This window comes from Streptomyces sp. NPDC057900 (genome assembly GCF_042887885.1).
Taxonomy (GTDB): Bacteria; Actinomycetota; Actinomycetes; order Streptomycetales; family Streptomycetaceae; genus Streptomyces.
The window spans coordinates 384,658-407,204 of record NZ_JBHVOI010000004.1; the positions used below are offsets into that span (position 1 = coordinate 384,658).

Genomic DNA, 22,547 nt, shown 5'->3' on the forward strand with positions numbered 1-22,547 from the left:
GGCGACAAGGCGTAGGACGCCGGGAGCCCTTCGTGTGCCGCCGCGGGTCCCCGGCCCGCGGCGGCACACCGCCCCCGGCCCCGTACCCCCGTACCGCCGACGCCGACGCCGACGACGAGGAGGCGAGATCCGTGGAAGAACACCGGCTCAACGGCCGGACCCTGCTGGTGGGGCACACCGCCGGCCACTGGCGGACCACCAGCCTTTGTCTGGCCGTGGACTTCGGATCGCGCCACGATCCGCACGGCGAAGGCGGAACCGCCCATCTGCTGGAGCACCTGCTGATGTCCGCCCCGGTGGCCGCCGGCCGCTCGCTCGCCGAGCACGTGCAGCGGCTCGGCGGCAGCGCCAACGCGGTCACCGGCCTTGACCGCATGCTCTTCCAGGTCCGGGTGCTCAACCGGGACGCCCCCGAGACCGCCGCGCTGCTCGCACGGGCGGTGCTGGCCCCGGTCGTGGACGAGGACATGCTGGAGGCCGAACGCCGCGTGGTGCTACAGGAACTGGCGGCGGCCGACGCCGACCCCAGCGACGTGGTGCAGGACGTGTTCCTCGGCCGGATCTTCGCCGGCCATCCGCTGGGCAGGCCGGTGGGCGGCACGCGCGAGGAGTTGCTCCGCGCCACCGTCTCCACCGTGACCGGCGCCCACCGCGACCGCTTCCTGCGGCGCCCGATGAGACTCGCGGTCGTGGGTGGCGCCCCACTGGCCGGGCTGCGCGAGGCCCTGGCCGGCTCGCCCCTGGGGGAATCCGCCACCGGGCCCGACTGGCCGGGTGACGGCGCGGGCGAGCCGCGGCCGCTCGCCCCTGGCCGGTCGGTGAACTGGCCCGCCGACGGCTTCTGCTGGCTCTCGGTGGGCGGCCGGGCCCCCGCGGCCCAGGACCCGGAGCGCCACGCGTACACCGTGCTGGCCGACCTCCTCGGCGCCAACCCCGCCTCGCTGCTGTACCGGCGGCTGCGGGTCGAACACGGCCTCGCCTACACGTTCTTCGCCTGGTCGCGCGCCTACCGCGACACCGGCGCCTGGCGTGTCATGGTCGGCGCCGAGTCCGCGAACGGACCCGCCGTACTCGGACACGTACACGCCCTCTTGACCGGCCTGGCCGAACACGGACCGGACCCCGAGGACCTCGCCGTCGCCCGGCGGCAGGCCGTGGCGGCACTCCTGACGGACACCGAGGACCCCGCGGCGCACGCCCAGCAGCTCGCGACGGCCACGGACGGGCCGGGCGAGTCCGGAGCCGAGGAGCTTGAGGCGGTCACCGCCGACGAGGTCCGGCGGGCGGCCGCCCGGCTGTGCGCGGAACTGACCGCGGTGGTCCGGCCCGAACGGGAGACAGCATGAGCATCACGACGCAGGACTACCTCGACGCCGCGGCCCGCGCCGGAGTACGGCACGGCTGGCGCGGCTACGACTACGTGGGCGACCGCTACACCGACGCGCTCGTGGGCGAGGTCTCCTACCTCGTCGAACACATCGATCCCCGCCTGCTGGAAGCGCCGGAACTGCTGAACGCCTTCGCCGGGCACGCACTGGGTGAGTGCCCCGGCACGGACGGTGTGCTGCTGCGCGTCCCCGGCCACCGCACACCGCCGTCCCCCTGGGCCCGCCGCCTGACCTACCTGGCGGGAGCGAGGCCCGGCGCGCGTACCGGGGACGCGGGCGACGGGATCACCGTGCGCCCCGCGCGCGACGACGACGCCTCCCACGTACGCCGCTGGCTCGCCGACGCCTTCCAAACCGGCGCGGCCGACCAGGGGCACCGGCTGGATCGCGCGGCGGCCGAGGCGCAGGCCGAGGAGACGATGGCGGCGCCGGACCGCCGCTCCTTCGTCGCAGTCAGGCAGGGCGCGCCCCTGGGCCACGCCACACTGCTCGGCGACGCCAGGGACGAGGTGGCGGGGGCCGCCTTCGTCGACCTGGTGGACATCCTCGTCGAGGACCCGGCCGAACGCCGTTGCGCCACCGCCGCGTTGGTGCGGGTCTGCGCCGAGCAGGCCGCCGCGGCCGGTCTGCCGCTGATCGGGAACGTCATCCACCACCGGCGCGACCGGAGCGGCGACGGCGTCGTCGACAACCTGGTGGCACACGGCTGGCGGGTGGCCCACGAGTACTGGTGGCATCCCCGCGAACACCCGCTTGCCGTAACCGATTTCGGGCTCCGCACCCTGTACGGGCTGCTGGAGGTGGACGAGGAGGAGCCGGCGGCGGCCCTGGTACGCCGGGCCCGTGGCATCGCCCCGGTGCTCGTACCGCTCGCCCTGTCGCTCGCCGTACGGGAGGGCGCCGAGCCCGGTCCCGGCACGGCCGAGGAACTGCGCCGCGCACGGGAGCGGGCGGAGACCTACGAGGAGATCCTGCGCGCGGCCACGGAGTCGGAGCCCGCCGTGCGCCCGGTGAAGGGCCCCTCGCTCCGCCGCTGGTACCCCGGCGGCATCGTCAGGACCATGAACGACCTGGACCTGACCGTGCCGGACGAGCCCGCCCTCTGGCGGGTGGTCGCCACCGTGCTCTCCCGGCAGCCGGTCACGGGCGTGGGGGTGTCGCTGCTGGAGGACACCGGGCCGGCGGCCGCCGGCGGGCGGCAGCTGCTGGCGGCCCCGTACTGGGAGCCCGCGGACCCGCTGCTGGACCCCGAGATGCGGGTGGAGATCGCCACCTTCGGCTACGCGGGAGACATGGCTGCCGTACCGGTCCGGCCGGAGCTGCCCGCGGACCAGGTGCTGGCCGATCTGCTGGCGCTGGCCGAGGAGCGCTTCCAACGCCCTTTCAACGCGAAGGACATGCTCGACGCCGGCCTGCTGCTGCACCCCGCGCGGATGCCGGACCCCGAACTGCTGGCCGCGACCGCCGACCGTTGGCGGCTGGCCCCGGAACTGGCCGAACTCCTCGAACTCGCCCGCACCCGGGGCGGGCTGCTCGGCCACCTCCCGCAGCCGCTCACAGAGGCACTGCGCGAACTGTCCGGCCGCGAGCTGGCCAGGCGCGCGGCCCCCGGCCGGGCTCCCGCCGCCCGCCTCCGGTACGGCATGCCGCTCGGTCCCGTCCGGGCGCCCTCGGCCGACGCCGGCCGAGCCCGCGTCCACGAGTGCGCGGCGGGTACCCTGCTGCTCACCCCCGTCGGTGACTACCTCCTGGTGGACTGCGGTCTGGTGGACCCGGAGCAGTTCGAGAGCGCGCGGGCCGAGGCCGCGGCGCTGCCCGGAGCCACGATCCCTCCCGGCTCACTGTGAGACCCCGCGAGTAGCCATGACCTCCCGCGGCCCCGACCGGCCGCCCCGACCGGCCGCCCCGCCCGGCTGCCCCGACTGCCCGCCCCGCCCCTCTGCTCCGCTTCCGCAGCTTCGCCCGTCGACCCTGTCGACCCTTCGCCTGGGGGACTCATGCCTGCCTCGACGACCGCCACCACACCTCCCGCCGCCACGCCTCCCACCGACCAGCCGCCGAGGAGGGCCGGCCTCGTCGTGGGCGCCGATCCCGCCCGGTCGCTGGACGCCCTGTTCGTCAACGCCCCCTTACGCGACTACACCCTGCGCCCCCGGGTGAACGACTACACGCTGCCGGTGCTCGGCATGGCCTACATCGCCACCTACGCCCGGCAGGCCGGATTCAACGTCGGCGTTCTGGACGCCGAGGCGCACGGACTCGGCGTCGCCGCGACCGTCGCTGTCATCAACGCCGCCCGCCCCCGCTGGGTCGGGATGAACCTCCTCGCCCCGACGTACGAACTCTCCGCGCGGATCGCCGCCGGGCTGGACGAGGACATCGCGCTCATGGTGGGCGGGCACCACGCCAAGGCCATGCCCAAGCGGGTGCTCGCCGACCCCCGGATGGCACAGCTGCACGCGCTGGTGCTTGGCGAGGGCGAACCCCGGGTGGCGGCACTGCTCGCCGACCGGGCGCGCCGCTCCGAACTGCCGGGCGTCATGTGGCGCGACCGGCTGCTGGGCACGACGGCGGTGGGGCTGGCCAGGGGCGGGGACGCCGGGCACTGGCTCTCTCCCGACATCGACAGCCTGCCGCTGGTGGACCGGGTGTTCCTGCCGCAGGACCCCTATGTGGCGGACGACGGCCGGATCGAGGCGAACATCGTCGGCTCCCGCGGCTGCCCGTACGACTGCGGATTCTGCGGCGCCGCGGTCTCCGCGAACCCGGACATCAAGATCCGCACCCGGTCGCCCGAGGGCATCGTCGAGGAGCTGGAGTCGCTGAACGCCGAGTACGGCGCCACGGCGTTCCGGTTCGTGGACGACCTGTTCCTCGGCGCCGCCCGCGTGATCCGGCCATCCATGGAGGCCTTCACCGCGCACAGGATCGGCGAACGGTACGTGTGGGACGCCACGGGCCGCATCAACGTCCTGCACCGCGCGGACGACGCGACCCTGGACACCCTGGCCCGCAACGGGCTGCGCGAGGTGGCCCTCGGCATCGAGTCCGGCAGCGACCGGGTGCTCGCCGCGATGGACAAGCGCATCACGGCGGACATGACCGCGTCGGTGGCGCACCGGCTGATGGCCCGCGGCATCAACGTGAAGGGCTACTTCATCCTCGGCTACCCCGGCGAGGGGCGGGAGGACATCGACGCCACCGTCCGGCACATCCACCACCTGTGGGACACCGCCGACCGGCTGCCGGGAGCCTTCCGCGCCTCGGTGTTCGAGTTCCGCCCCTACCCCGGAACCCCGGTGTGGCAGCAGCTCGTCCAGGCCGGGCACGACGCCGAGAAGATGCTCGCCTACGCGGACGTCGACCTGACCGAGCAGGGGGCCGACGACAGCATGCGCGCGCGGGACGAGTTCAACTTCTCGGTCGGCATCCAGTTCGCCGAGACACCGCTGCCCGTACTGCGCGGCCATCTCGCCTCGCTGACCCGCGAACAGCACACCCGCGGCCGTGCCGCGAGGACGGCCGCCTGAGACCGGCCAAATCGGGGCGCCGCCGATTAAGACAGCCCGAAGTGGTCGATACATCCATATGACCTGCCCTGAGACGAGCGGTGAGGTCGGAAAGGCTTCTCCATCCCGGAAGCCACAGGGGCGGGAGGTGCGGACGAAGGTGAGCGGCCGACTGTGTTTCGCGGTGCTGGGGCCGGTGCGGGCCTGGCGCGACGCCACGGAGCTTCCCCTCGGTCCTCCTCAGCAACGAGCGGTCCTCAGCGCCCTGTTGCTCCGCGGAGACGCCCAGGTCTCGGCCGGTGAGCTGATCAGCGCGGTGTGGGGGAGCGAACCGCCGAGTTCGGCGCTCCGGGTGATCCGTACCTACATCTACCAGTTGCGCAGGGTCCTGGCACCACCGGGCGCCGTCATCGACTCGGTGGGCAAGGGGTACGTGCTGCGCGTGTCCCCGGAGGACCTGGACCTCGCGGTGTTCCGGCGGCAGCTGGCCTGCGCGGAGGCGGCCCGCAGCGCGGGTGACCACGCCACGGTCGCCGCGCACCTGCGGGACGCGCTCGGCATGTGGCACGGTGCGGCGCTGGCCGGAGTGCCGGGCGCCTACGCGGAGGCGCAGCGGGCGAGGCTGGAGCTGTTGCGGCTGGCCGCGATCGAGGAACGCATCGCCGCCGAACTCCGGCTGGGCTCGCTGGCGGAGACGGTGGCCGAACTGACCGAGCTGGTCGCCGGACATCCGCTGGACGAACGCTTCCGGGAGATGCTGATGCTCGCCCTGTACCGCTCGGGGCGCCAGGCCGAGGCCCTCGCCGTCTACCGGCGGGGGCGCGTGGTGCTCACCGACGAGCTGGGGATCGACCCCGGTCCGGGGCTGCGCACGGTGCACGAGCGGATTCTGCGCGCCGACCCGACCCTGCTCGCCGCTCGGCCCGACACCACCGCCCGGCCCGACGCCACCGCCCGGCCCTGTTCCGCCCGCCCCGTGGACGTACCGGATCTCGTCGTGCCGTCCCAGCTCGGCGCCGATCAGCGGGGGTTCACCGGCCGCCGGAGCGAGGTGGCCGCCCTGCTGGATCTGCTCCCCGCCGGTGACACGTCCGCCGCCGCCGCGGAGGTCATCGCGGTCGGCGGCATGCCGGGCGTCGGCAAGACCGCCCTGGCGGTACACGCGGCCCACCGGATGGCGCACCGCTTCCCCGGCGGGCAGCTGTTCCTCAACCTCAGGGGCTTCGACCACCGCGTCACCGCCACCGACCCCGGTACGGCGCTGCGTGTACTCCTGGAGTCCCTGGGGGTGCCGCCCGCCCGGATCCCGGCCGGTCCGGAAGCACGCGCCCGCCTCTACCGGGGTGTCCTCTCGGACCGGCGCGTGCTGGTCCTGCTGGACAACGCCCGCGACGCCGACCAGGTCAGGCCGCTGCTGCCGGGTACCCCCGGCTCCCTCGTCCTGGTCACCAGCCGCTGCCGGCTGGCGGGCCTGGTTGCCGACGAGGGGGCCCATCCCCTCACCCTGGAGCCCCTGTCCGACTCCGATGCCAGGGAGCTGCTGACGCGCCGCCTCGGACGCGGCCGTACGTCCGCGGAGGTGCCCGCGGTACAGGAGATCGTCACCCGGTGCGGACGGCTGCCCCTGGCCCTGGCCGTCACCGCGGCCAACGCAGCGCTGAATCCCACGTTCCCCCTGGCCGCCATCGCGGCCGACCTGGACCGCTCCCACCGGAGCCTGGACGCGTTCGGCGCGGTGGACGACACCCACGGCGTGCGGGCGGTGTTCTCTTGGTCCTACCGCACGTTGAGCCGTTCCGGTGCCCGCATGTTCCGGCTGCTGTCCCTGCATCCGGGGCCCGATATCTCGCTGCTCGCCGCTGCCAGCCTCGCCGGGACCGGAGCGCGGCACGCCAGGCTGCTGACTTCCGAGCTGACGCGCGGCTGCCTCCTCACCGAGCACGCACCGGGCCGGTTCACCCTGCACGGCCTGCTGCGCCGCTACGCCGCCGAGCTCGTCGACGAGCACGAGACCCCGCGGGAGAGGTCCGCGGCCCGGCTCCGGAGCCTCGGCCACTACCTGCACTCCGCGGCCGCCGCCCGCGCCCACTGCGGCACGCCGTTCGAGCCGCCACTGCCCGGCGCCGAACCCGGCACCGCCGTCGCGGAGTTCGCCGACCGCCGGCAGGCCCTGGAGTGGCTCGCCCGCGAACACGCGGTGCTTCCGGAGTTGGTCCGGCAGGCGGCCGCCGAGGGCCACCTCCTGTACGCCCGCCAACTGGCGCGCTGCCTGGACGGGTTCTTCCTGCGGCAGCGCGGCCTGGTCGCCGGGCGGCCGCCGCCGACCGCATAGCCACCCGGCGTACGGCCCGCCGTCACGGTCCCGCGAGCAGGACCTCCGCGACGACCGGTCCTGCCGCGTCCCCGCCGTGGCCGCCCGACTGGACGAGGGCCGCCGCTGCCAGGTCGTTGCTGAAGCCGGTGAACCAGCTGTCGGACGTGGCGTGGCCGTCGACCTCCGCGGAGCCCGTCTTGGCGCCCTTGATGCCGCCCACCCGCGCCATCGCCTGGGTGGCGGTGCCCTCCTGGGCGGTGGCGGTGTATTCCAGCATCTCCTTCAGCTGCGCCGACACCCCGCTCGGAAGCGGGTTGGCGACGGCGAAGGTCCGGTTGTCCAGGTTCCGCGCGACGATGTAGGGCTGCCGGAACTGGCCGGTGATCGCGGTGGCGGTGACGGAGGCCATGTTCAGCGGGTTCATCTGCACCCTGCCCTGGCCGATGAACGACGCGGCCGTCTCCGCGTCGTGGGAATCGGGCACGCTGCCGTCGACCGTCACGATGCCGGTCTGCCAGTTGCGGCCGATGCCGAAGTACTGCGCGGCCTCGACGCCGAGCGCGGTGTCGCGCTTGCCGTCACCCAGCGGCAGCACCGGCTTGATGAACGCCGTGTTGCAGGACCTGGCGAAGGCCCGCTTCAGCGTGGGCCCGTCCGTCATCCCGAAGTTCTCCAGGTTGTGGAAGGTCACGCCCTTCCAGGCCACGTCGGGCGGGCACTTGACCGGCCCGTTCGCGCTGCCCAGTCCGTTCTGGATGATCATCGCGGCCGTCACGATCTTCATCGTCGAGCCGGGTGCCACCGAGGCCTTCCGGGCCGCGTCGTAGCCGTCTTTCCGGTTGTTGGCGATGGCTCGGATCGCGCCGGTCGACGGCTCGACGGCCACCACGGACGACTCGCCGAACTTCTTCACGCCCCGCTCGGCCGCCGCCTGGATCTTCGCGTCCAGCGTGGTCGCCAGCTTGCCCGGCTTCCCCTTGACCAGCGTCAGCAGCGTCTTGTTCGCGCCGTCCTCGCTCGCGCTGTTGATCCAGGTCTCGACGCCTGCGGTGCCGCCGGTCTTCCCGCCGTACTTCTTGCGCAGCTCGTCCAGGATGGCGCCGAGCGAGGGGTACTTCTCCTTGGTGAGCACCTGGCCGTTGTGGTCGACCGCCTCGATCGGCGCGGTCTTAGCCTCGCCCGTCTCCAGCGACTCGCCCTTGGCCAGGTCCGGGTGGAGGACGGCGGGCTTCCAGTCGACGAGCGGGTGTCCGGTGGTCTGGCCGCGCACCACGGTCAGTTCGGACTTGTACGACCAGGGCTTCGTCGTCCCCTTGTACGAGACGGTCGCCTCGACCGTGTACGGGACCTTCGCGCCGACCGCCGGTCCTGGCGTGATCACGGCCTTGGTGACATGGGCCGTATCGCGGTAGCCGGTCAACGCCGGTCCGGCGTCGGCCGCGTTGTTGGTGAGCTGGGACGCGACCGCCGCGTCTCCCTTCGCCCACGCCGCGAGGAACTTCTTCGACGTGTCGGCTGTCTCCTGCTCGGTGACCGGGCCTGTCCGCACCTCCTGCGAGGTGGTCTCGGTGTCCGAGCCGCCCCCGACGCCGCTGTCCCCGAGCCCGTCCAGGATGTTGTAGGCCCCGTAGCCCACCCCGCCGACCACGACCGCGAACACTCCGCCGACTATGCCTATCTTCACTCCACTGCGCATTCCCGCAGTCCCCCTCCCCAGGAGGCTTCCTTGAACGTGTTCAAGGAAGCATTTCCCGGCACTTTACGGGACGGTAGTGACAGTGGAGCCGGTTGTTATCGGAACGCGATCCGCCTCGGCGTGAACAGGGCGGCCATATACGGGCATCCGGCTCTTTCCCCTCCGCGTTCGCGTTCGCGTCCGTCAAGCCTTCTCGTCAAGAGGGCACGCGGGCCCACTCGTTGTGATGACTCTCCGTTTATCAACCGCGACTGATGGTGATCCTTGCTGGTGAGGGCAGCAAGCAAGTGCCCCTGACAAACCCCCCACCACCCCTGACAACAGGAGGACCCCCCACATGCGTCGCACCCTGATCTCCCTCGGCAGCATCGCCGCCGCCGGCATGCTCGCGTTCGCCGGGACCCAGTCGGCATTCGCCGCGAGCGGCACTCTGATCGTCAATGGAGAGGCGTTCGAGAACCCTGGCGCCGGCTGCTACGCGGCGGGCGACGAGGGCGCCCAGGTCGACAACCAGACCGATTCGAATGCCGAAGTCTTCCTCGACGCGTCGTGCGCGGACGGACCGGTGACCGTCATCGCCTCCGGTGACGCCGGGGACGTCAACCCCGGCGGAAGCATCAGGCTTTCCTGACGCCCTCATCCTCATCGGCCGATAGACGTCCGGGGGGCGTGGCCGCCGGCCACGCCCCCCGGACATCCGTCCAGCCGGTCAGATCCAGGTGTCCAGCCACATCCGGTCGCGCCAGGAGCCGTCCGGGATCGCGGTCCCCGTGTACAGCGGCCAGAAGTAGATGAAGTTCCAGACGATCAGCAGGACCAGCACGCCCGCCGCGACCGCCCCCAGCGTCCGGCGCCGTTCGCCCGAGGGGTCACCGGCCGTCAGGCCCAGTTCGTGTTTCGCCCCGGTACCCGCCGCCGGACCCAGCATCGCCCCGATCATCATCGCCACCGCGAGACAGAGGAACGGCACGAACACCACCGCGTAGAAAAGGAAGATGGTGCGTTCCTGGTACAGGAACCACGGCACCCAGCCCGCCGCCACCCCGCACGCGATCGCGCCCGCCCGCCAGTCGCGGCGGAAGAACCAGCGCCACAGCACGTACACCAGCGCGAAGCAGGAGGCCCACCACAGCAGCGGTGTGCCGAGCGCCAGCACCTCGCGGGCGCACTTGCCGGTCTCCGAGGCGGCGCAGCCGTTCTGCTCCTCGTAGAAGTACGAGACGGGCCGGCCCAGCACGATCCAGCTCCACGGATTGGACTGGTAGGTGTGCCCGGACGTCAGGTTCACATGGAACTCGTAGACCTGGTACTCGTAGTGCCACAGGCTGCGCAGCCAGTCCGGCAGCCACGTCCAGCTGCCGCCCCTGCCGTCGGTCGCCGCCCAGTCCCGGTAGTAGCCGTGCCGGGTGGGGGAGTTGTGGATGATCCAGCCGGTCCACGAGGCGACATAGGTCAGGATCGCCACCGGCACCGTGGAGACGAACGCCGGGACCAGGTCCCGCTTCAGCACCGCCGTGTACGGCCGCATCGCGCCCGCCGTACGCCGCGCGCCCACGTCCCACAGGACCGTCATCAGGCCGAACGCGACCAGGATGTACAGCCCGTTCCACTTGGTGGCGAAGGCCAGCCCCAGCATGAGCCCGGCCGCGATCCGCCACGGCCGCCAGCCCAGCCGCAGCCGTTCCGCCACGCCGACGTCCGGCCGCAGCACCCCGTCCGCGTCGACCGGCAGCGCGGCCGCGAGCCGGCGGCGCGCCCAGTCCCGGTCGATCAGCAGGCAACCGAACGCGGCCAGCACGAAGAACATCAGCACCAGGTCGAGCAGCGCCGTGCGGCTCATCACGAAGTGCAGCCCGTCCACCGCGAGCAGCGCGCCCGCCAGACAGCCCAGGAACGTCGAGCGGAAGAGCCTGCGGCCGATCCGGCACAGCATCAGCACCGACAGCGTGCCGAGCACCGCGACCATGAACCGCCAGCCGAACGGCGTGAAGCCGAAGATCTGCTCACCGATCCCGATGATCCACTTGCCGACCGGCGGGTGCACCACATAACCGGGGTCGACCGGGACGCTCACCTTGGACGGGTCGTCCAGGATCAGCTTGTCGACATCCTTGGGCCAGGCCCCCTCGTAGCCCTGGTTGATCAGCGCCCAGGAGTCCTTGGCGTAGTACGTCTCATCGAATATCACCGCGTGCGGGCTGCCCAGGTTCCAGAACCGCAGCACCCCGGCGACCAGCGCCACCAGCAGCGGACCGCCCCAGGCCGACCAGCGCAGCAGCCGGTCCGCGAGCACCGGGGGCACCCCGAGCACCGCCCACAGCCGGTTCCCGGGGCGGGTGTACGGCGGAACCAGCCGTTCCCGCAGCCCGATCCCCGGCCGAGGTGAATGGCCGAAGCGGCGCAGCCGCTGCTGCCAGGAAGTCGGCTCCGGGCCGTACTGATCCCCGGCGTCTTGGCCCTGCCGGGCATCGGGCGCTGTACTCGTCACCGCGCCATCGTAGGGAACGCATCTGTGCGAGTGGTGCCGCCCGTGCTGGGAGGATGGACTTGTGACGGAGACGACTGGAACGCTGGTACTCGCAGGGACCCCCATCGGAGATGTGGCGGACGCCCCGCCACGCCTCGCGACCGAACTGGAGACGGCGGACGTCGTCGCGGCGGAGGACACCCGCCGGCTGCGCCGGCTGACCCAGGCGCTGGGCGTCCACACCACGGGGCGTGTCGTGTCCTACTTCGAGGGCAACGAGTCCGCCCGTACGCCGGAACTCGTCGAGGCGCTGACCGGCGGGGCCCGGGTACTGCTGGTCACGGACGCCGGGATGCCGTCCGTCTCGGACCCCGGCTACCGGCTCGTCGCCGCCGCCGTGGAGAAGGACATCAAGGTCACCGCGGTGCCGGGCCCCTCCGCGGTGCTCACCGCGCTCGCCCTGTCCGGGCTGCCGGTGGACCGGTTCTGCTTCGAGGGCTTCCTGCCGCGCAAGGGCGGCGAGCGCCTCGGCAAGCTGCGCGAGGTCGCCGCCGAGCGCCGCACCATGGTCTTCTTCGAGGCCCCGCACCGGCTCGACGACACCCTCGCCGCGATGGCCGAGGTATTCGGGACGGACCGGCGCGCCGCCGTCTGCCGTGAGCTGACCAAGACCTACGAGGAAGTGAAGCGCGGCCCGCTGGGCGAACTCGCCGCCTGGGCGGCCGAGGGCGTACGCGGCGAGATCACCGTCGTCGTCGAGGGCGCGGCCGTCTCCGGGGCCGAGGAACTGGACGCGGAGGAGCTGGTGCGCAGGGTGCGGGTGCGAGAGGAGGCGGGGGAGCGGCGCAAGGAGGCGATCGCCGCCGTCGCCACCGCCGCCGGCCTGCCCAAACGCGAGGTGTTCGACGCGGTGGTCGCGGCAAAGAACGCGGCTCGGACCGGCCCTTCCGAGGGCAAAGGACTATCGTGAAAGGCAAAGCGAAAGCCGCGTACCGGCCCCTTTTGCCACGAGAAGGCCAAGACCGCTCCAACACTCGACAGGGCCCGGTGCGCTTGTGCCGGTAAAGGCGTCCACTGGATAACAGGACGCATTCTCCGGAGTGCTTGTCCGGCGGACAAGAGGAGCAGGCATGAGTGAGATCGCAGCAACCACCGTGCACGAGGCATACGCCTTCGCCTGCATGAGGTGCGGACACGGCTGGGAACAGGCATACGAGATAGAGCACCACGTCGACGCCTCCAACAACGCTTTCGTGGTCTACAAGGCGGACGGCGAGCGCGTGCCCTCCCCCCTTTCCACACCCACCTGCGCCAACTGCGGTGGGCACGTCGTGCGCATCATGCGATCCGGCCGGGTCTCGACCGTCCAGCAGCTGATGCGCAACCCGCTCCCCGTCGACGGCAACCCGGCCGGTAAGCCTGCCGACGCCGGCACCACCGCTGACGTCCGCGACCGGAAGGCGGAGGCCGTGGCCGCCACCGCCGCCCCCGCGGGCGAGCACCACTGGCACCTCGCGGACCTGCTGCACCCCTTCCACCGCAGGTGAGCCCCGGGCTCCTGGCCCCGTCCTCGTACCATCGTGGCCATGAGCCGTACCGAAGCCCCGCCGTTGCCCGAACCCCTTGAGGTGCCGGTCGCCGATTCGCACACCCACCTGGACATGCAGGACGGCACCGTGGAGGAGGGCCTCGCCAGGGCCGCCGCGGTGAACGTGACCACCGTGATCCAGGTGGGCTGCGACGTGAAGGGCTCCCACTGGGCCGCGGAGACCGCCGCCGCCCACCCGAGCGTGTACGCGGCGGTGGCCCTGCACCCCAACGAGGCGCCCCGGATCGTGCACGGCGATCCGGAGGGCTCTTCGCGGCAGGGCGCGCGCGAGGCCGGTGGCACGGCGGCGCTGCACGAGGCCCTCGCGGAGATCGACGCACTGGCCGCGCTGGACCACGTGCGCGGCGTCGGGGAGACCGGACTCGACTACTTCCGGACCGGCCCCGAGGGCGTGGCGGCCCAGGAGGAGTCCTTCCGGGCCCACATCGAGATCGCCAAACGGCACGGCAAGGCGCTCGTCATCCACGATCGCGAGGCGCACGCCGATGTGCTGCGCGTCCTGGCCGACGCGGGCGCCCCCGAGCGGACCGTCTTCCACTGCTACTCCGGCGACGCGGACATGGCCCGGATCTGCGCGGACGCCGGGTACTTCATGTCCTTCGCGGGCAACGTGACGTTCAAGAACGCCCAGCCGCTGCGGGACGCGCTCGTCGTGGCGCCCCTCGAACTGGTCCTGGTCGAGACGGACGCCCCCTTCCTCACCCCGGCCCCGTACCGCGGACGGCCCAACGCGCCGTACCTGATTCCGGTCACGCTGCGCGCCATGGCGGCGGTGAAGGGCGTCGACGAGTCCACCCTGGCCTCGGCGGTCGCCGACAACACGGCGCGGGCGTTCGACTACTGAGCGGTGCCGGGCTCCGTGAGCCGACTCGCGGAGCCCGGCCGCGCGGCCGGCGAAAGAGGTCCGTGAGCCACTTACGCTTAACGGGTGAGCACCACAGAGCCCGACGCCCTCCTGGGCCCCGCAGACATCCGCGAGCTGGCCGCGACGCTGGGCGTACGCCCCACGAAGCAGCGCGGCCAGAACTTCGTCATCGACGCCAACACGGTCCGCCGGATCGTGCGGACCGCCGAGGTCCGTCCGGACGACGTGGTGGTCGAGGTCGGCCCCGGCCTCGGCTCGCTGACCCTGGCGCTGCTGGAGGCGGCGGACCGGGTCGTCGCCGTCGAGATCGACGACGTGCTCGCCGCCGCCCTGCCCGCCACGGTCACCGCCCGGCTGCCGCAGCGCGCGGACCGGTTCGCCCTCGTCCACTCGGACGCGATGCTGGTACGGGAGCTGCCGGGCCCGCCGCCGACCGCGCTGGTCGCCAACCTTCCGTACAACGTCGCCGTGCCGGTGCTGCTCACCATGCTCGACCGTTTCCCGACCATCGAGCGGACCCTGGTCATGGTCCAGGCCGAGGTGGCCGACCGGCTGGCCGCGCGGCCGGGCAACAAGGTCTACGGGGTGCCGTCGGTCAAGGCCAACTGGTACACGGACGTCAAGCGCGCCGGCTCCATCGGCCGCAAGGTCTTCTGGCCCGCGCCGAACGTCGACTCCGGGCTGGTGTCCCTGGTGCGCCGCGCCGAGCCGGTCGCGACCACGGCGAGCAAGGCCGAGGTCTTCGCGGTCGTCGACGCCGCCTTCGCCCAGCGCCGCAAGACCCTGCGCGCGGCCCTGTCCGGCTGGGCGGGCTCCGCGCCCGCCGCGGAGGCCGCCCTGGTCGCGGCCGGGATCTCGCCGCAGGCCAGGGGCGAGGCGCTGACCGTCGAGGAGTTCGCCGCCATCGCCGAGCACAAGCCCGCAGAAGCCGAGTCCGCCGAGAACGAGCCGGAGCCGTCCGCATGAGCGAGAGCGTCACCGTCCGGGTCCCCGCCAAGGTCAACGTGCAGCTCGCGGTCGGCGCCGCGCGCCCCGACGGCTTCCACGACCTGGCCAACGTCTTCCTCGCCGTCGGCCTCTACGACGAGATCACCGTCACCCCCGCCGACGAACTGCGCGTCACCTGCGCCGGGCCGGACGCCGCCCAGGTCCCGCTGGACGCCACCAACCTCGCCGCCCGCGCCGCGATCGCGCTGGCCGGGCGGTACGGCATCGAGCCCCGGGTGCACATCCACATCGACAAGGACATCCCGGTCGCGGGCGGGATGGCGGGCGGCAGCGCGGACGGGGCCGGCGCCCTGCTGGCCTGCGACGCGCTCTGGTCCACCGGCGCCTCCCGCGACGAGCTGCTGGCCATCTGCGCGGACCTGGGCAGCGACGTCCCGTTCAGCCTGGTCGGCGGCGCGGCCCTCGGCGTCGGCCGGGGCGAGCAGCTCACCCCTGCCGAGACCGGCGGCACCTTCCACTGGGTCTTCGCCGTCGCGGACGGCGGCCTCTCCACCCCGGCCGTCTACCGCGAGTTCGACCGGCTCACGGCGGGGATGGCGGTACCGGAGCCCGTCGCGTCCCCGGTGCTCCTGGAAGCTCTGCGGACCGGCGACACCACGGCCCTCGCCGTCGCCCTGAGCAACGGCCTCCAGCCCGCCGCGCTGTCGCTGCGGCCCTCGCTGGCCGACACCCTGGCGGCGGGCACCGGCGCGGGCGCCCTGGCCGCGCTGGTCTCCGGTTCCGGCCCGACCACCGCGTTCCTGGCCGAGGACGAGGCCTCTGCCAGGAAGATCGCGGACGCCCTGACCGCCTCCGCGACCTGCCGCACCGCCCGGATCGCGACGTCCCCGGCGCCGGGGGCGACACTCCGCTGACGGGGGTGGGCCGGAGCGTACGGCCCCCTCACCCGAGCCGGACGCTCCGCTTCGCCAGTTCGAACGCCGGGAGCATCCCCGCGTGCTCCTGCGCGTCCAGACCGCCCAGGTGCACCACCACCGGCCCGTCCGGGGTCGCGACGGCGAAGGCGCGGGCCGGGCGCGACTCCTCCATGATCTTGCTGTGGACGGTGTAGCCGGCCTCGGCCACGGACAGCTTCCCGGCCGTGGACGTCGTGTACGTGACCTTCGAGGCGTTCTCGTCGGCCTTCACGAAGCCCTCCAGCGCCTCGCGCGGTGTGCCGGACCCGGCGTCGCCCTGCCACACCCGCAGGAATCCGATGTGCCCGGCCGGCTTCGCGTCGATCTCGCACACCATGGCCACCGGGCCCTGCCGGCCGAGCGCGGCGAACTCCGAGTCCGGCTCTTCGGGCACCACGGCCTTCGCCTTCCAGTGCCGCGCCAGGTCGAAGACGACGGGCAGCTCGCAGCCGGAACCGGCGCCCCCGACCGTGCCGCCCCTGGCCACGGCCTTGTCGCCCGCCCCGTGCGCGCCCCCCTTGCCGCCCTGCTGCGGGTCCGCCTCCGTACCGCCGCCGGACCCGGAGGAGCAGCCGGTCAGCGCGGCGGACGCCAGCAGCGCGACCGATGCCAGCAGGACGGGCACCGGCCCGCGAACCGTACGTCGTCTCATGAAGTTCCCCACCCCGGTGAGACCCGGGAACCCGCCCGGATCTTGATCAATTCGGGCAAGGTACCGCAGGGAACCGGGGTGAGCGGGCGCTCGTAAGGAGCTCCGCGCCGTGGCGACTACGCTGAAGGTTCAGTGTTCTCCCTTCGAGCTGGAGCGTTTGTGGCCGTCAACCTCGTCAATGTCGAGCAGGTCAGCAAGGTGTACGGCACCCGTGCGCTGCTCGACGGTGTGTCCCTCGGCGTGTCGGAGGGGGACCGGATCGGTGTCGTCGGCCGTAACGGCGACGGCAAGACGACCCTCATCCGGATGCTCGCCAAACTGGAGGAGGCGGACACCGGCCGCGTCACCCACAACGGCGGGCTGCGCCTCGGTGTCCTCACCCAGCACGACTCCCTCGACCCGAAGGCGACCATCCGCCACGAGGTCATCGGAGATCTGGCCGACCACGAGTGGGCGGGCAGCGCCAAGATCCGCGACGTGCTCACCGGGCTGTTCGGCGGTCTCGACCTGCCCGGCTTCGAGCACGGCCTGGACACCGTCATCGCACCGCTCTCCGGTGGTGAGCGCCGCCGGATCGCGCTCGCCAAGCTGCTCATCGCGGAACAGGACCTGATCGTCCTCGACGAGCCGACCAACCACCTCGACGTCGAGGGCATCTCCTGGCTCGCCGGTCACCTGCGCGCCCGCCGCTCCGCGCTGGTCTGCGTCACCCACGACCGCTGGTTCCTCGACCAGGTCTGCACGCGCATGTGGGACGTCCAGCGCGGCACCGTCCACGAGTACGAGGGCGGCTACAGCGACTACGTCTTCGCCCGTGCCGAACGGGAGCGGATCGCCGCCACGGAGGAGGGCAAGCGGCAGAACCTGATGCGCAAGGAGCTGGCCTGGCTGCGGCGCGGCGCCCCCGCCCGCACGTCCAAGCCGCGCTACCGCATCGAGGCGGCCAACGAGCTGATCGCGGACGTGCCGCCGCCCCGCGACACCAGCGCGCTGATGAAGTTCGCCAACGCCCGGCTCGGCAAGACCGTCTTCGACCTGGAGGACGTGACCGTCCAGGCCGGACCCAAGACGCTGCTCACCCACCTCACCTGGCAGCTCGGCCCCGGCGACCGGATCGGCCTGGTCGGGGTCAACGGCGCGGGCAAGACCTCCCTGCTGCGGGCCCTGGCCGAGGCCGCCCGCACCCAGGGCGACGCGCAGCCCGCGGCCGGGAAGGTCGTCGTCGGCAAGACGGTCAAGCTGGCCTACCTCTCCCAGGAGGTCTCCGAGCTGAACCCGAACCTCCGGGTGCTCGAAGCGGTGCAGCAGGTGCGCGACCGGGTCGACCTCGGCAAGGGCCGGGAGATGACGGCGGGGCAGCTCTGCGAGCAGTTCGGCTTCACCAAGGAGAAGCAGTGGACCCCGGTCGGCGACCTGTCCGGTGGTGAGCGGCGCCGCCTCCAGATCCTTCGGCTGCTGATGGACGAGCCCAACGTCCTCTTCCTCGACGAGCCCACCAACGACCTCGACATCGAGACCCTGACCCAGCTGGAGGACCTGCTCGACGGCTGGCCCGGGTCGATGATCGTGATCTCGCACGACCGGTTCTTCATCGAGCGGACCACGGACCGGGTGCTGGCGCTGCTGGGCGACCGCTCGCTGCGGATGCTGCCGCGCGGCATCGACGAGTACCTGGAGCGCAGGCGGCAGATGGCGGCGGCGGGCACCCCCGCCGCGGTGGCGCCCACGTCGTCCTCGCAGCCCGCCGCCGCACCGGCCCCCGGCGTCTCGCCGCAGGAGGCGCGCGCGGCCAAGAAGGAACTGCAGAAGGTCGAGCGGCAGCTCGACAAGATGTCGACCCGCGAGACGACGCTGCACGCCCAGATCGCGGACAACGCGACGGACTTCGAGAAGGTGGCGAAGCTGGACGCCGAGCTGCGTGAACTGGTCGCGGAGCGCGACGTGCTGGAGATGCGCTGGCTGGAACTGGCCGAGGACGCCTGACCGCTGAGCCGCACCAGCCGCATAACTCATGTGGCCGGTGCGGCTGGTGTGGTCGGTGGGGGCCTGTGGGGCTCGTGGGGCAGATGGTAGAAAGAGATCTTGCCCGGCGCGGTAGCCGGACCGTGCCACACCGCAGGTGACAAAGGAACAGGGGGACGGGCCGATGAGCCAGCCGCCCGGACAGCAGCCGCCGCAGGGTGAGTTCGGAGCCCCGTACGGGCCGCCGCCCGAGACGTTCCCGCCACCGGGCCAGGGCACGGCGCAGCCGTCCGGCCCGTACGCGGCACCCGCACAGCCGGGCCCGTACGGACAGCCCGCCCAGCCTGCCCAGCCCGCGCAGCCCGTCCCGGGTTACGGGCATCCGCCGCAGCCCGCACCCGCGCCCGGATACGGGTACCCGCCGCAGCCCGGCCCCTACGCGCAGCCGGTCCCGCCCGGTTACGGCTATCCGGGGCAGCAGCCGCCGCCCCCGCCTCCGCAGTCCGGCGGGTCCGGGGGCGGCGGGCGGTTCCGGGGCGGGACCGGGGCGATAGTCGGCGCCGTGCTCGCGGTGGCGCTGCTGGCCGGTGCCGGTATCTGGTTCGCGCTCGACGGGGACGGCGGGAGCGGGAAGCCCACGGCCGGACCCGGGCACAGCTCGGGGACGCCGGACACCTCCTCCTCGTCCCCCTCGCCCGTGCCGACCGGTACCGGGGGCCACGACACGATCAGCCCCGCCGCGGAGGCCGCCGCCGTCAACGCCGATCGCAAGCCCGGCGAGGCGAAGATGCTCTGGCTCCAGAAGGGCGGCGTCGATCTGCCCCAGGGCGGCGAGGACGTGTACGGGCCGTGGTTCGCCGGGGACACCGTCGTCACCGCGATGTACCGCACCGTCACCGGCTACGACTCCACGGACGGCTCGGTCAAGTGGAGCCTGCGGCTGACCACCAGCGTGTGCGCGGCGCCCTCGCAGCCCACCGCCGACGGCAAGATCGTGCTGGGCGTCAAGCGCACCACCTCGGGCGACTCGGAGTGCAACGGCCTCCAGATGGTCGACCTCACGACGGGCAAGGCGGGCTGGCACAAGACGTACGTCCGCCAGGGCGTCTGGGACGGGCTCTCCGACCTCAGGATGTCCACCAACGGCAGCACCGTGACCGTGGGGCGCACCTCCAGGTCCGACGCCTTCCGGGTCAGTGACGGAAAGGTGGTGTTCGGGAAACTGCCGGGCAACTGCCAGCCGTTCGGGTTCGCCAGTGGCGACGTGGCTATCGCGGCGGCCAGTTGTCAGACGGCCGCCGACGACCACAAGGAACACCAGGTGCAGCGGATCGACCCCGCCACCGGCAAGCGGCTGTGGACGTACAAGGTCAAGAAGGGCTGGCAGGTCGCGCAGATCTACTCGACGAACCCCATAGTCGTCTCGCTCACGCAGACGGACAAGAAGTGGGGCATCCTCGTCCTCAACGCGGACGGCACCTACCGCACCCAGCTCTCCGGCGGGCCGGGCGAGTACGCGGTCTCGTGCGACGCGGACGTGATCGTCCAGGGCCCCAACCTCGACAACTGCCTCGGGGTGGCCGCCGACGCGAACACCTTCTACATGGCGACCAAGGCCGTCGACCTGAAGACCGGTGACGGCAACAAGGTCGCCGCCTTCGACCTGACCACCGGCAAGTACAAGTGGTCGGTCGCCTCGCCGGCCAAGCAGTCCCTCACCCCGCTGCGGACGGAGGGCGGCAAGCTGTTCATGTATCTCGGCGCCGCCAAGAACAAGGGGGGCGGCATCGTCTCCGTACCGGGTACCGGCGGCACTTGGAGCCCGGTGCTGCGGCATCCGGTGTCCGGCGCCCCCACCGAGCGCGGCTTCTCCCTCTCGCGCATCGTCTACGTGGGCGGACGCTCGTACCTCGCGCAGGCGAGGATCAGCGGCATCGAGGACGGGGACGAGATCGAGGAGCGCTCGATGGTCGCCTTCGGGAACTGACGGGCCGTAGGCCGTCGGTCGGACTCGCGTAGGCGTAACGGCAGCATCACGGGCCGGTTCTCCCTTGGGCACAGGGGTGGACCGAGCCGGGGCGGGCGGTGGGACGGGTGGTAGAAAGAAGCCCCGCTCGACTGTCGTAACACTGCGGGATCCATGCCCGATTCGCTCCATTTCACCGGGGATTCAGGGGGTCTAGACCGACTCCTGGAGCACGGTGGAATCGCGGGGGAGTCCGGAACGGGCACCGGACCGCACGAAGGGGGACGCGCTGATGACCCAGCCGCCCAGCCAGCAACCGCCGCAGGGAGGCTTCGGCGCTCCGAAGGAGCCGTCGCAGGGGGTCCCGCAGCCGCCCCAGGGCCCGCCGCAGACGCCGCCGCCGCCCGCGCAGCCGCCCCAGGCACCGGCCACCCCGCCGGGCCCGCCGACCGCGCAGCCGGGCTACGGCTACCCGCAGCAGCCGGGCCAGCCGCAGCAGCCCGGTCCCTACGGTCAGCCGCAGCAGCCGGGTCCCTACGGCCAGCAGCCCGGTCCGTACGGTCAGCAGCAGCCGGGCCCGTACGCCCAGCAGCCCGGCCCCTACGGCCAGCCGCAGCAGCCGGGCCCGTACGGCCAGCCGCAGCAGCCCGGTTACGGCTATCCGCAGCAGCAGTACCCCGGCGCGCCCGTCCCCGGCGGTCCGGCGGGTCCCGGCGGGCGCGGCCCCTTCAAGGGGAAGCCCGCGATGATCATCGCGGCCGCGGTCGCCGCGCTGCTGGTCATCGGCGGCGGTGTCTATCTGGCCACGAGCGGCGGCGACGACGACAAGAAGCCCGTCGCCGAGAAGAGCACCGACGACGCGAAGCCGTCCGTCTCGCCCTCCGTGGACGAGGGCGACGGCAACGGCACGGGCCGTGAGGGCAACGACGACCTGAACGCCGGGCGCAAGGACGGCGAGGCCAAGGTCCTCTGGCTGCAGAAGAACGACGTCGACCTGCCGCGCAACGGCGCCGACGTGTACGGCCCCTGGATAGTCGGCGACACCATCGTCAAGGGCATGTACCGCACCGTCTCCGGCTACTCGGTGGCCGACGGCAAGCAGAAGTGGACGCTGAAGCTGGGCACGGACATCTGCTCCGCACCGGCGCAGACCACCACCGACGGCAAGATCGTCATCGGGGTGAAGAACGGCACCACGGACAAGGCGGACTGCGCGGACCTCCAGCTGATCGACCTCAACACCGGCAAGACCGGCTGGAAGAAGTCGATCAAGAGCAGTGGTCTGTTCGACATGCTGTCCGACATCTCGCTCGCGATCAGCGGCAACACCGTGACGGTCGGCCGCACCGGCGCCTCCAACGCCTTCCGGGTGAGCGACGGCAAGGCACTGTTCGGCAAGCGCGCCGGAAACTGCCAGCCGTTCTCCTTCGCGGGCGGCACCAAGCTGATCGCCGCGACCAACTGCCGTACGGAGGACGTGGAGAACCCGCAGCACGAGGTCGAGGAGATCGACCCGGTCACCGGCAAGCCCAAGTGGACGTACAAGCCCGCGCGCGGCTGGGAGATCGACCGCTTCTACTCGGTGAGCCCGCTCATCGTCTCGCTGACCAAGGGCAGCGGCGACAGCAAGAAGTGGAGCATCCTCGCGCTCAAGGAGAACGGCTCGCTGCGCTCCCAGATCGTCAGTGACAAGGGCGACTCGTTCGCGACCAACTGCGGCGGCATGTTCGCCATCTTCGGCAAGTCCGTCGACGGCTGCGCGGGGGTCGCGACCGACCCCAACACGCTCTACATGGCGACGCAGGACGACACCAGCGGCTCCGCCCGTACCAACAAGGTCGTCGCGTTCAACCTGAACACCGGCAAGACCAAGTGGAAGGCCAACGCCCCGGCCGAGCAGACGATGCGGCCGCTGCGGATGGAGGGCGGCAACCTGCTGCTCTACGTGGACGCCGGTTACGGCAAGGGCGGCGGGATCGCCAGCCTCGCGCCGACCGGGGGCACCCCGCAGATGGTGCTCCAGCACCCGGACTCGACGTCGGAGATCGAGAGCTCCTTCTACAACGAGAAGATCCTCTACGAGGGTGGCCGTTCGTTCGTCGTGAGCGGGCGGGTCAGCGCCAGTAACGACAAGGAAGAGCTGGAGACGAAGACCATGATGGCCTTCGGCAAGTAACGGCTCCCGCCGCGGCACCCGCAGGAACCCCGCCGGCCG

At 72.3% G+C, this 22,547-nt stretch carries 16 protein-coding genes; 13 read left to right on the forward strand and 3 right to left on the reverse strand.

What is annotated here, in order from left to right:
• The first annotated feature begins 32 nt into the window (after positions 1-32).
• The 4 genes from ACFVQ0_RS19265 to ACFVQ0_RS19280 all read left to right on the forward strand — a co-directional run bounded on the left by ACFVQ0_RS19265 (position 33) and on the right by ACFVQ0_RS19280 (position 7,229).
• Positions 33-1,346: a M16 family metallopeptidase gene (locus tag ACFVQ0_RS19265; protein WP_390089492.1), complete on the forward strand. Its 1,314-nt coding sequence runs from the start codon at positions 33-35 to the stop codon at positions 1,344-1,346.
• Positions 1,343-3,235 (forward strand): hypothetical protein, encoded by a 1,893-nt coding sequence (locus ACFVQ0_RS19270; protein WP_390089493.1) that lies wholly within the window; start codon positions 1,343-1,345, stop codon positions 3,233-3,235. The genes ACFVQ0_RS19265 and ACFVQ0_RS19270 overlap by 4 nt, the downstream gene beginning before the upstream one ends.
• A 150-nt stretch (positions 3,236-3,385) precedes the next feature.
• Positions 3,386-4,918, forward strand: a complete 1,533-nt coding sequence (locus ACFVQ0_RS19275; protein ID WP_390089495.1) for a B12-binding domain-containing radical SAM protein — start codon at positions 3,386-3,388, stop codon at positions 4,916-4,918.
• Between the two features lie 139 nt (positions 4,919-5,057).
• A complete protein-coding gene (locus ACFVQ0_RS19280; protein ID WP_390089496.1) occupies positions 5,058-7,229 on the forward strand; it encodes a BTAD domain-containing putative transcriptional regulator in 2,172 nt (723 codons plus the stop codon).
• A gap of 22 nt (positions 7,230-7,251) precedes the next feature.
• Here ACFVQ0_RS19280 and ACFVQ0_RS19285 read toward each other — a convergent pair whose 3' ends face one another.
• Positions 7,252-8,907, reverse strand: a complete 1,656-nt coding sequence (locus ACFVQ0_RS19285; RefSeq protein ID WP_390089498.1) for a penicillin-binding transpeptidase domain-containing protein — start codon at positions 8,905-8,907, stop codon at positions 7,252-7,254.
• A gap of 337 nt (positions 8,908-9,244) precedes the next feature.
• On the opposite strand from ACFVQ0_RS19285, the gene ACFVQ0_RS19290 reads away from it, so the two are divergent.
• Positions 9,245-9,538, forward strand: a complete 294-nt coding sequence (locus tag ACFVQ0_RS19290; RefSeq protein ID WP_390089500.1) for a hypothetical protein — start codon at positions 9,245-9,247, stop codon at positions 9,536-9,538.
• Positions 9,539-9,616: 78 nt separating this feature from the next.
• Here the strand turns inward: ACFVQ0_RS19290 and ACFVQ0_RS19295 are convergent, their stop codons facing one another.
• Complete coding sequence (locus ACFVQ0_RS19295; protein WP_390089501.1) at positions 9,617-11,395, reverse strand: dolichyl-phosphate-mannose--protein mannosyltransferase; 1,779 nt, start codon at positions 11,393-11,395, stop codon at positions 9,617-9,619.
• 61 nt (positions 11,396-11,456) lie between these two features.
• Between ACFVQ0_RS19295 and rsmI the strand changes: the two genes are divergently transcribed.
• The 5 genes from rsmI (at position 11,457) to ACFVQ0_RS19320 (ending at position 15,710) form a co-directional block, all read left to right on the forward strand.
• Positions 11,457-12,344 (forward strand): 16S rRNA (cytidine(1402)-2'-O)-methyltransferase, encoded by an 888-nt coding sequence (gene rsmI / locus ACFVQ0_RS19300; protein WP_390089502.1) that lies wholly within the window; start codon positions 11,457-11,459, stop codon positions 12,342-12,344.
• A gap of 160 nt (positions 12,345-12,504) precedes the next feature.
• Entirely contained in the window at positions 12,505-12,921 is a 417-nt protein-coding gene (locus ACFVQ0_RS19305; RefSeq protein ID WP_390089504.1) for a hypothetical protein, read from the forward strand.
• Positions 12,922-12,960: 39 nt separating this feature from the next.
• Complete coding sequence (locus ACFVQ0_RS19310; protein ID WP_390089505.1) at positions 12,961-13,827, forward strand: TatD family hydrolase; 867 nt, start codon at positions 12,961-12,963, stop codon at positions 13,825-13,827.
• Between the two features lie 84 nt (positions 13,828-13,911).
• A complete protein-coding gene (rsmA, locus tag ACFVQ0_RS19315; RefSeq protein WP_390089506.1) occupies positions 13,912-14,814 on the forward strand; it encodes a 16S rRNA (adenine(1518)-N(6)/adenine(1519)-N(6))-dimethyltransferase RsmA in 903 nt (300 codons plus the stop codon).
• Positions 14,811-15,710: a 4-(cytidine 5'-diphospho)-2-C-methyl-D-erythritol kinase gene (locus ACFVQ0_RS19320; RefSeq protein ID WP_390089507.1), complete on the forward strand. Its 900-nt coding sequence runs from the start codon at positions 14,811-14,813 to the stop codon at positions 15,708-15,710. The genes rsmA and ACFVQ0_RS19320 overlap by 4 nt, the downstream gene beginning before the upstream one ends.
• A 28-nt stretch (positions 15,711-15,738) precedes the next feature.
• On the opposite strand, the gene ACFVQ0_RS19325 is transcribed toward ACFVQ0_RS19320, so the two are convergent.
• Positions 15,739-16,404, reverse strand: a complete 666-nt coding sequence (locus tag ACFVQ0_RS19325) for a lipoprotein (RefSeq protein ID WP_390089508.1) — start codon at positions 16,402-16,404, stop codon at positions 15,739-15,741.
• Between the two features lie 159 nt (positions 16,405-16,563).
• On the opposite strand from ACFVQ0_RS19325, the gene ACFVQ0_RS19330 reads away from it, so the two are divergent.
• The 3 genes from ACFVQ0_RS19330 to ACFVQ0_RS19340 all read left to right on the forward strand — a co-directional run bounded on the left by ACFVQ0_RS19330 (position 16,564) and on the right by ACFVQ0_RS19340 (position 22,508).
• Complete coding sequence (locus tag ACFVQ0_RS19330; protein ID WP_390089509.1) at positions 16,564-18,387, forward strand: ABC-F family ATP-binding cassette domain-containing protein; 1,824 nt, start codon at positions 16,564-16,566, stop codon at positions 18,385-18,387.
• A gap of 163 nt (positions 18,388-18,550) precedes the next feature.
• Positions 18,551-20,353 (forward strand): PQQ-binding-like beta-propeller repeat protein, encoded by a 1,803-nt coding sequence (locus ACFVQ0_RS19335; protein ID WP_390089511.1) that lies wholly within the window; start codon positions 18,551-18,553, stop codon positions 20,351-20,353.
• Positions 20,354-20,624: 271 nt separating this feature from the next.
• A complete protein-coding gene (locus ACFVQ0_RS19340) occupies positions 20,625-22,508 on the forward strand; it encodes a PQQ-binding-like beta-propeller repeat protein (RefSeq protein ID WP_390089513.1) in 1,884 nt (627 codons plus the stop codon).
• Positions 22,509-22,547 lie beyond the last annotated feature (39 nt).

Excerpts from the sequence above, each read along its gene's own strand:
- ACFVQ0_RS19270 (WP_390089493.1), top strand. The coding sequence starts at position 1,343 with ATGAGCATCACGACGCAGGACTACCTCGACGCCGCGGCCCGCGCCGGA.
- ACFVQ0_RS19275 (WP_390089495.1), top strand. The coding sequence starts at position 3,386 with ATGCCTGCCTCGACGACCGCCACCACACCTCCCGCCGCCACGCCTCCC.
- ACFVQ0_RS19285 (WP_390089498.1), bottom strand. The coding sequence starts at position 8,907 with ATGCGCAGTGGAGTGAAGATAGGCATAGTCGGCGGAGTGTTCGCGGTC.
- ACFVQ0_RS19290 (WP_390089500.1), top strand. The coding sequence starts at position 9,245 with ATGCGTCGCACCCTGATCTCCCTCGGCAGCATCGCCGCCGCCGGCATG.
- ACFVQ0_RS19305 (WP_390089504.1), top strand. The coding sequence starts at position 12,505 with ATGAGTGAGATCGCAGCAACCACCGTGCACGAGGCATACGCCTTCGCC.
- ACFVQ0_RS19310 (WP_390089505.1), top strand. The coding sequence starts at position 12,961 with ATGAGCCGTACCGAAGCCCCGCCGTTGCCCGAACCCCTTGAGGTGCCG.
- ACFVQ0_RS19320 (WP_390089507.1), top strand. The coding sequence starts at position 14,811 with ATGAGCGAGAGCGTCACCGTCCGGGTCCCCGCCAAGGTCAACGTGCAG.
- ACFVQ0_RS19325 (WP_390089508.1), bottom strand. The coding sequence starts at position 16,404 with ATGAGACGACGTACGGTTCGCGGGCCGGTGCCCGTCCTGCTGGCATCG.
- ACFVQ0_RS19335 (WP_390089511.1), top strand. The coding sequence starts at position 18,551 with ATGAGCCAGCCGCCCGGACAGCAGCCGCCGCAGGGTGAGTTCGGAGCC.
- ACFVQ0_RS19340 (WP_390089513.1), top strand. The coding sequence starts at position 20,625 with ATGACCCAGCCGCCCAGCCAGCAACCGCCGCAGGGAGGCTTCGGCGCT.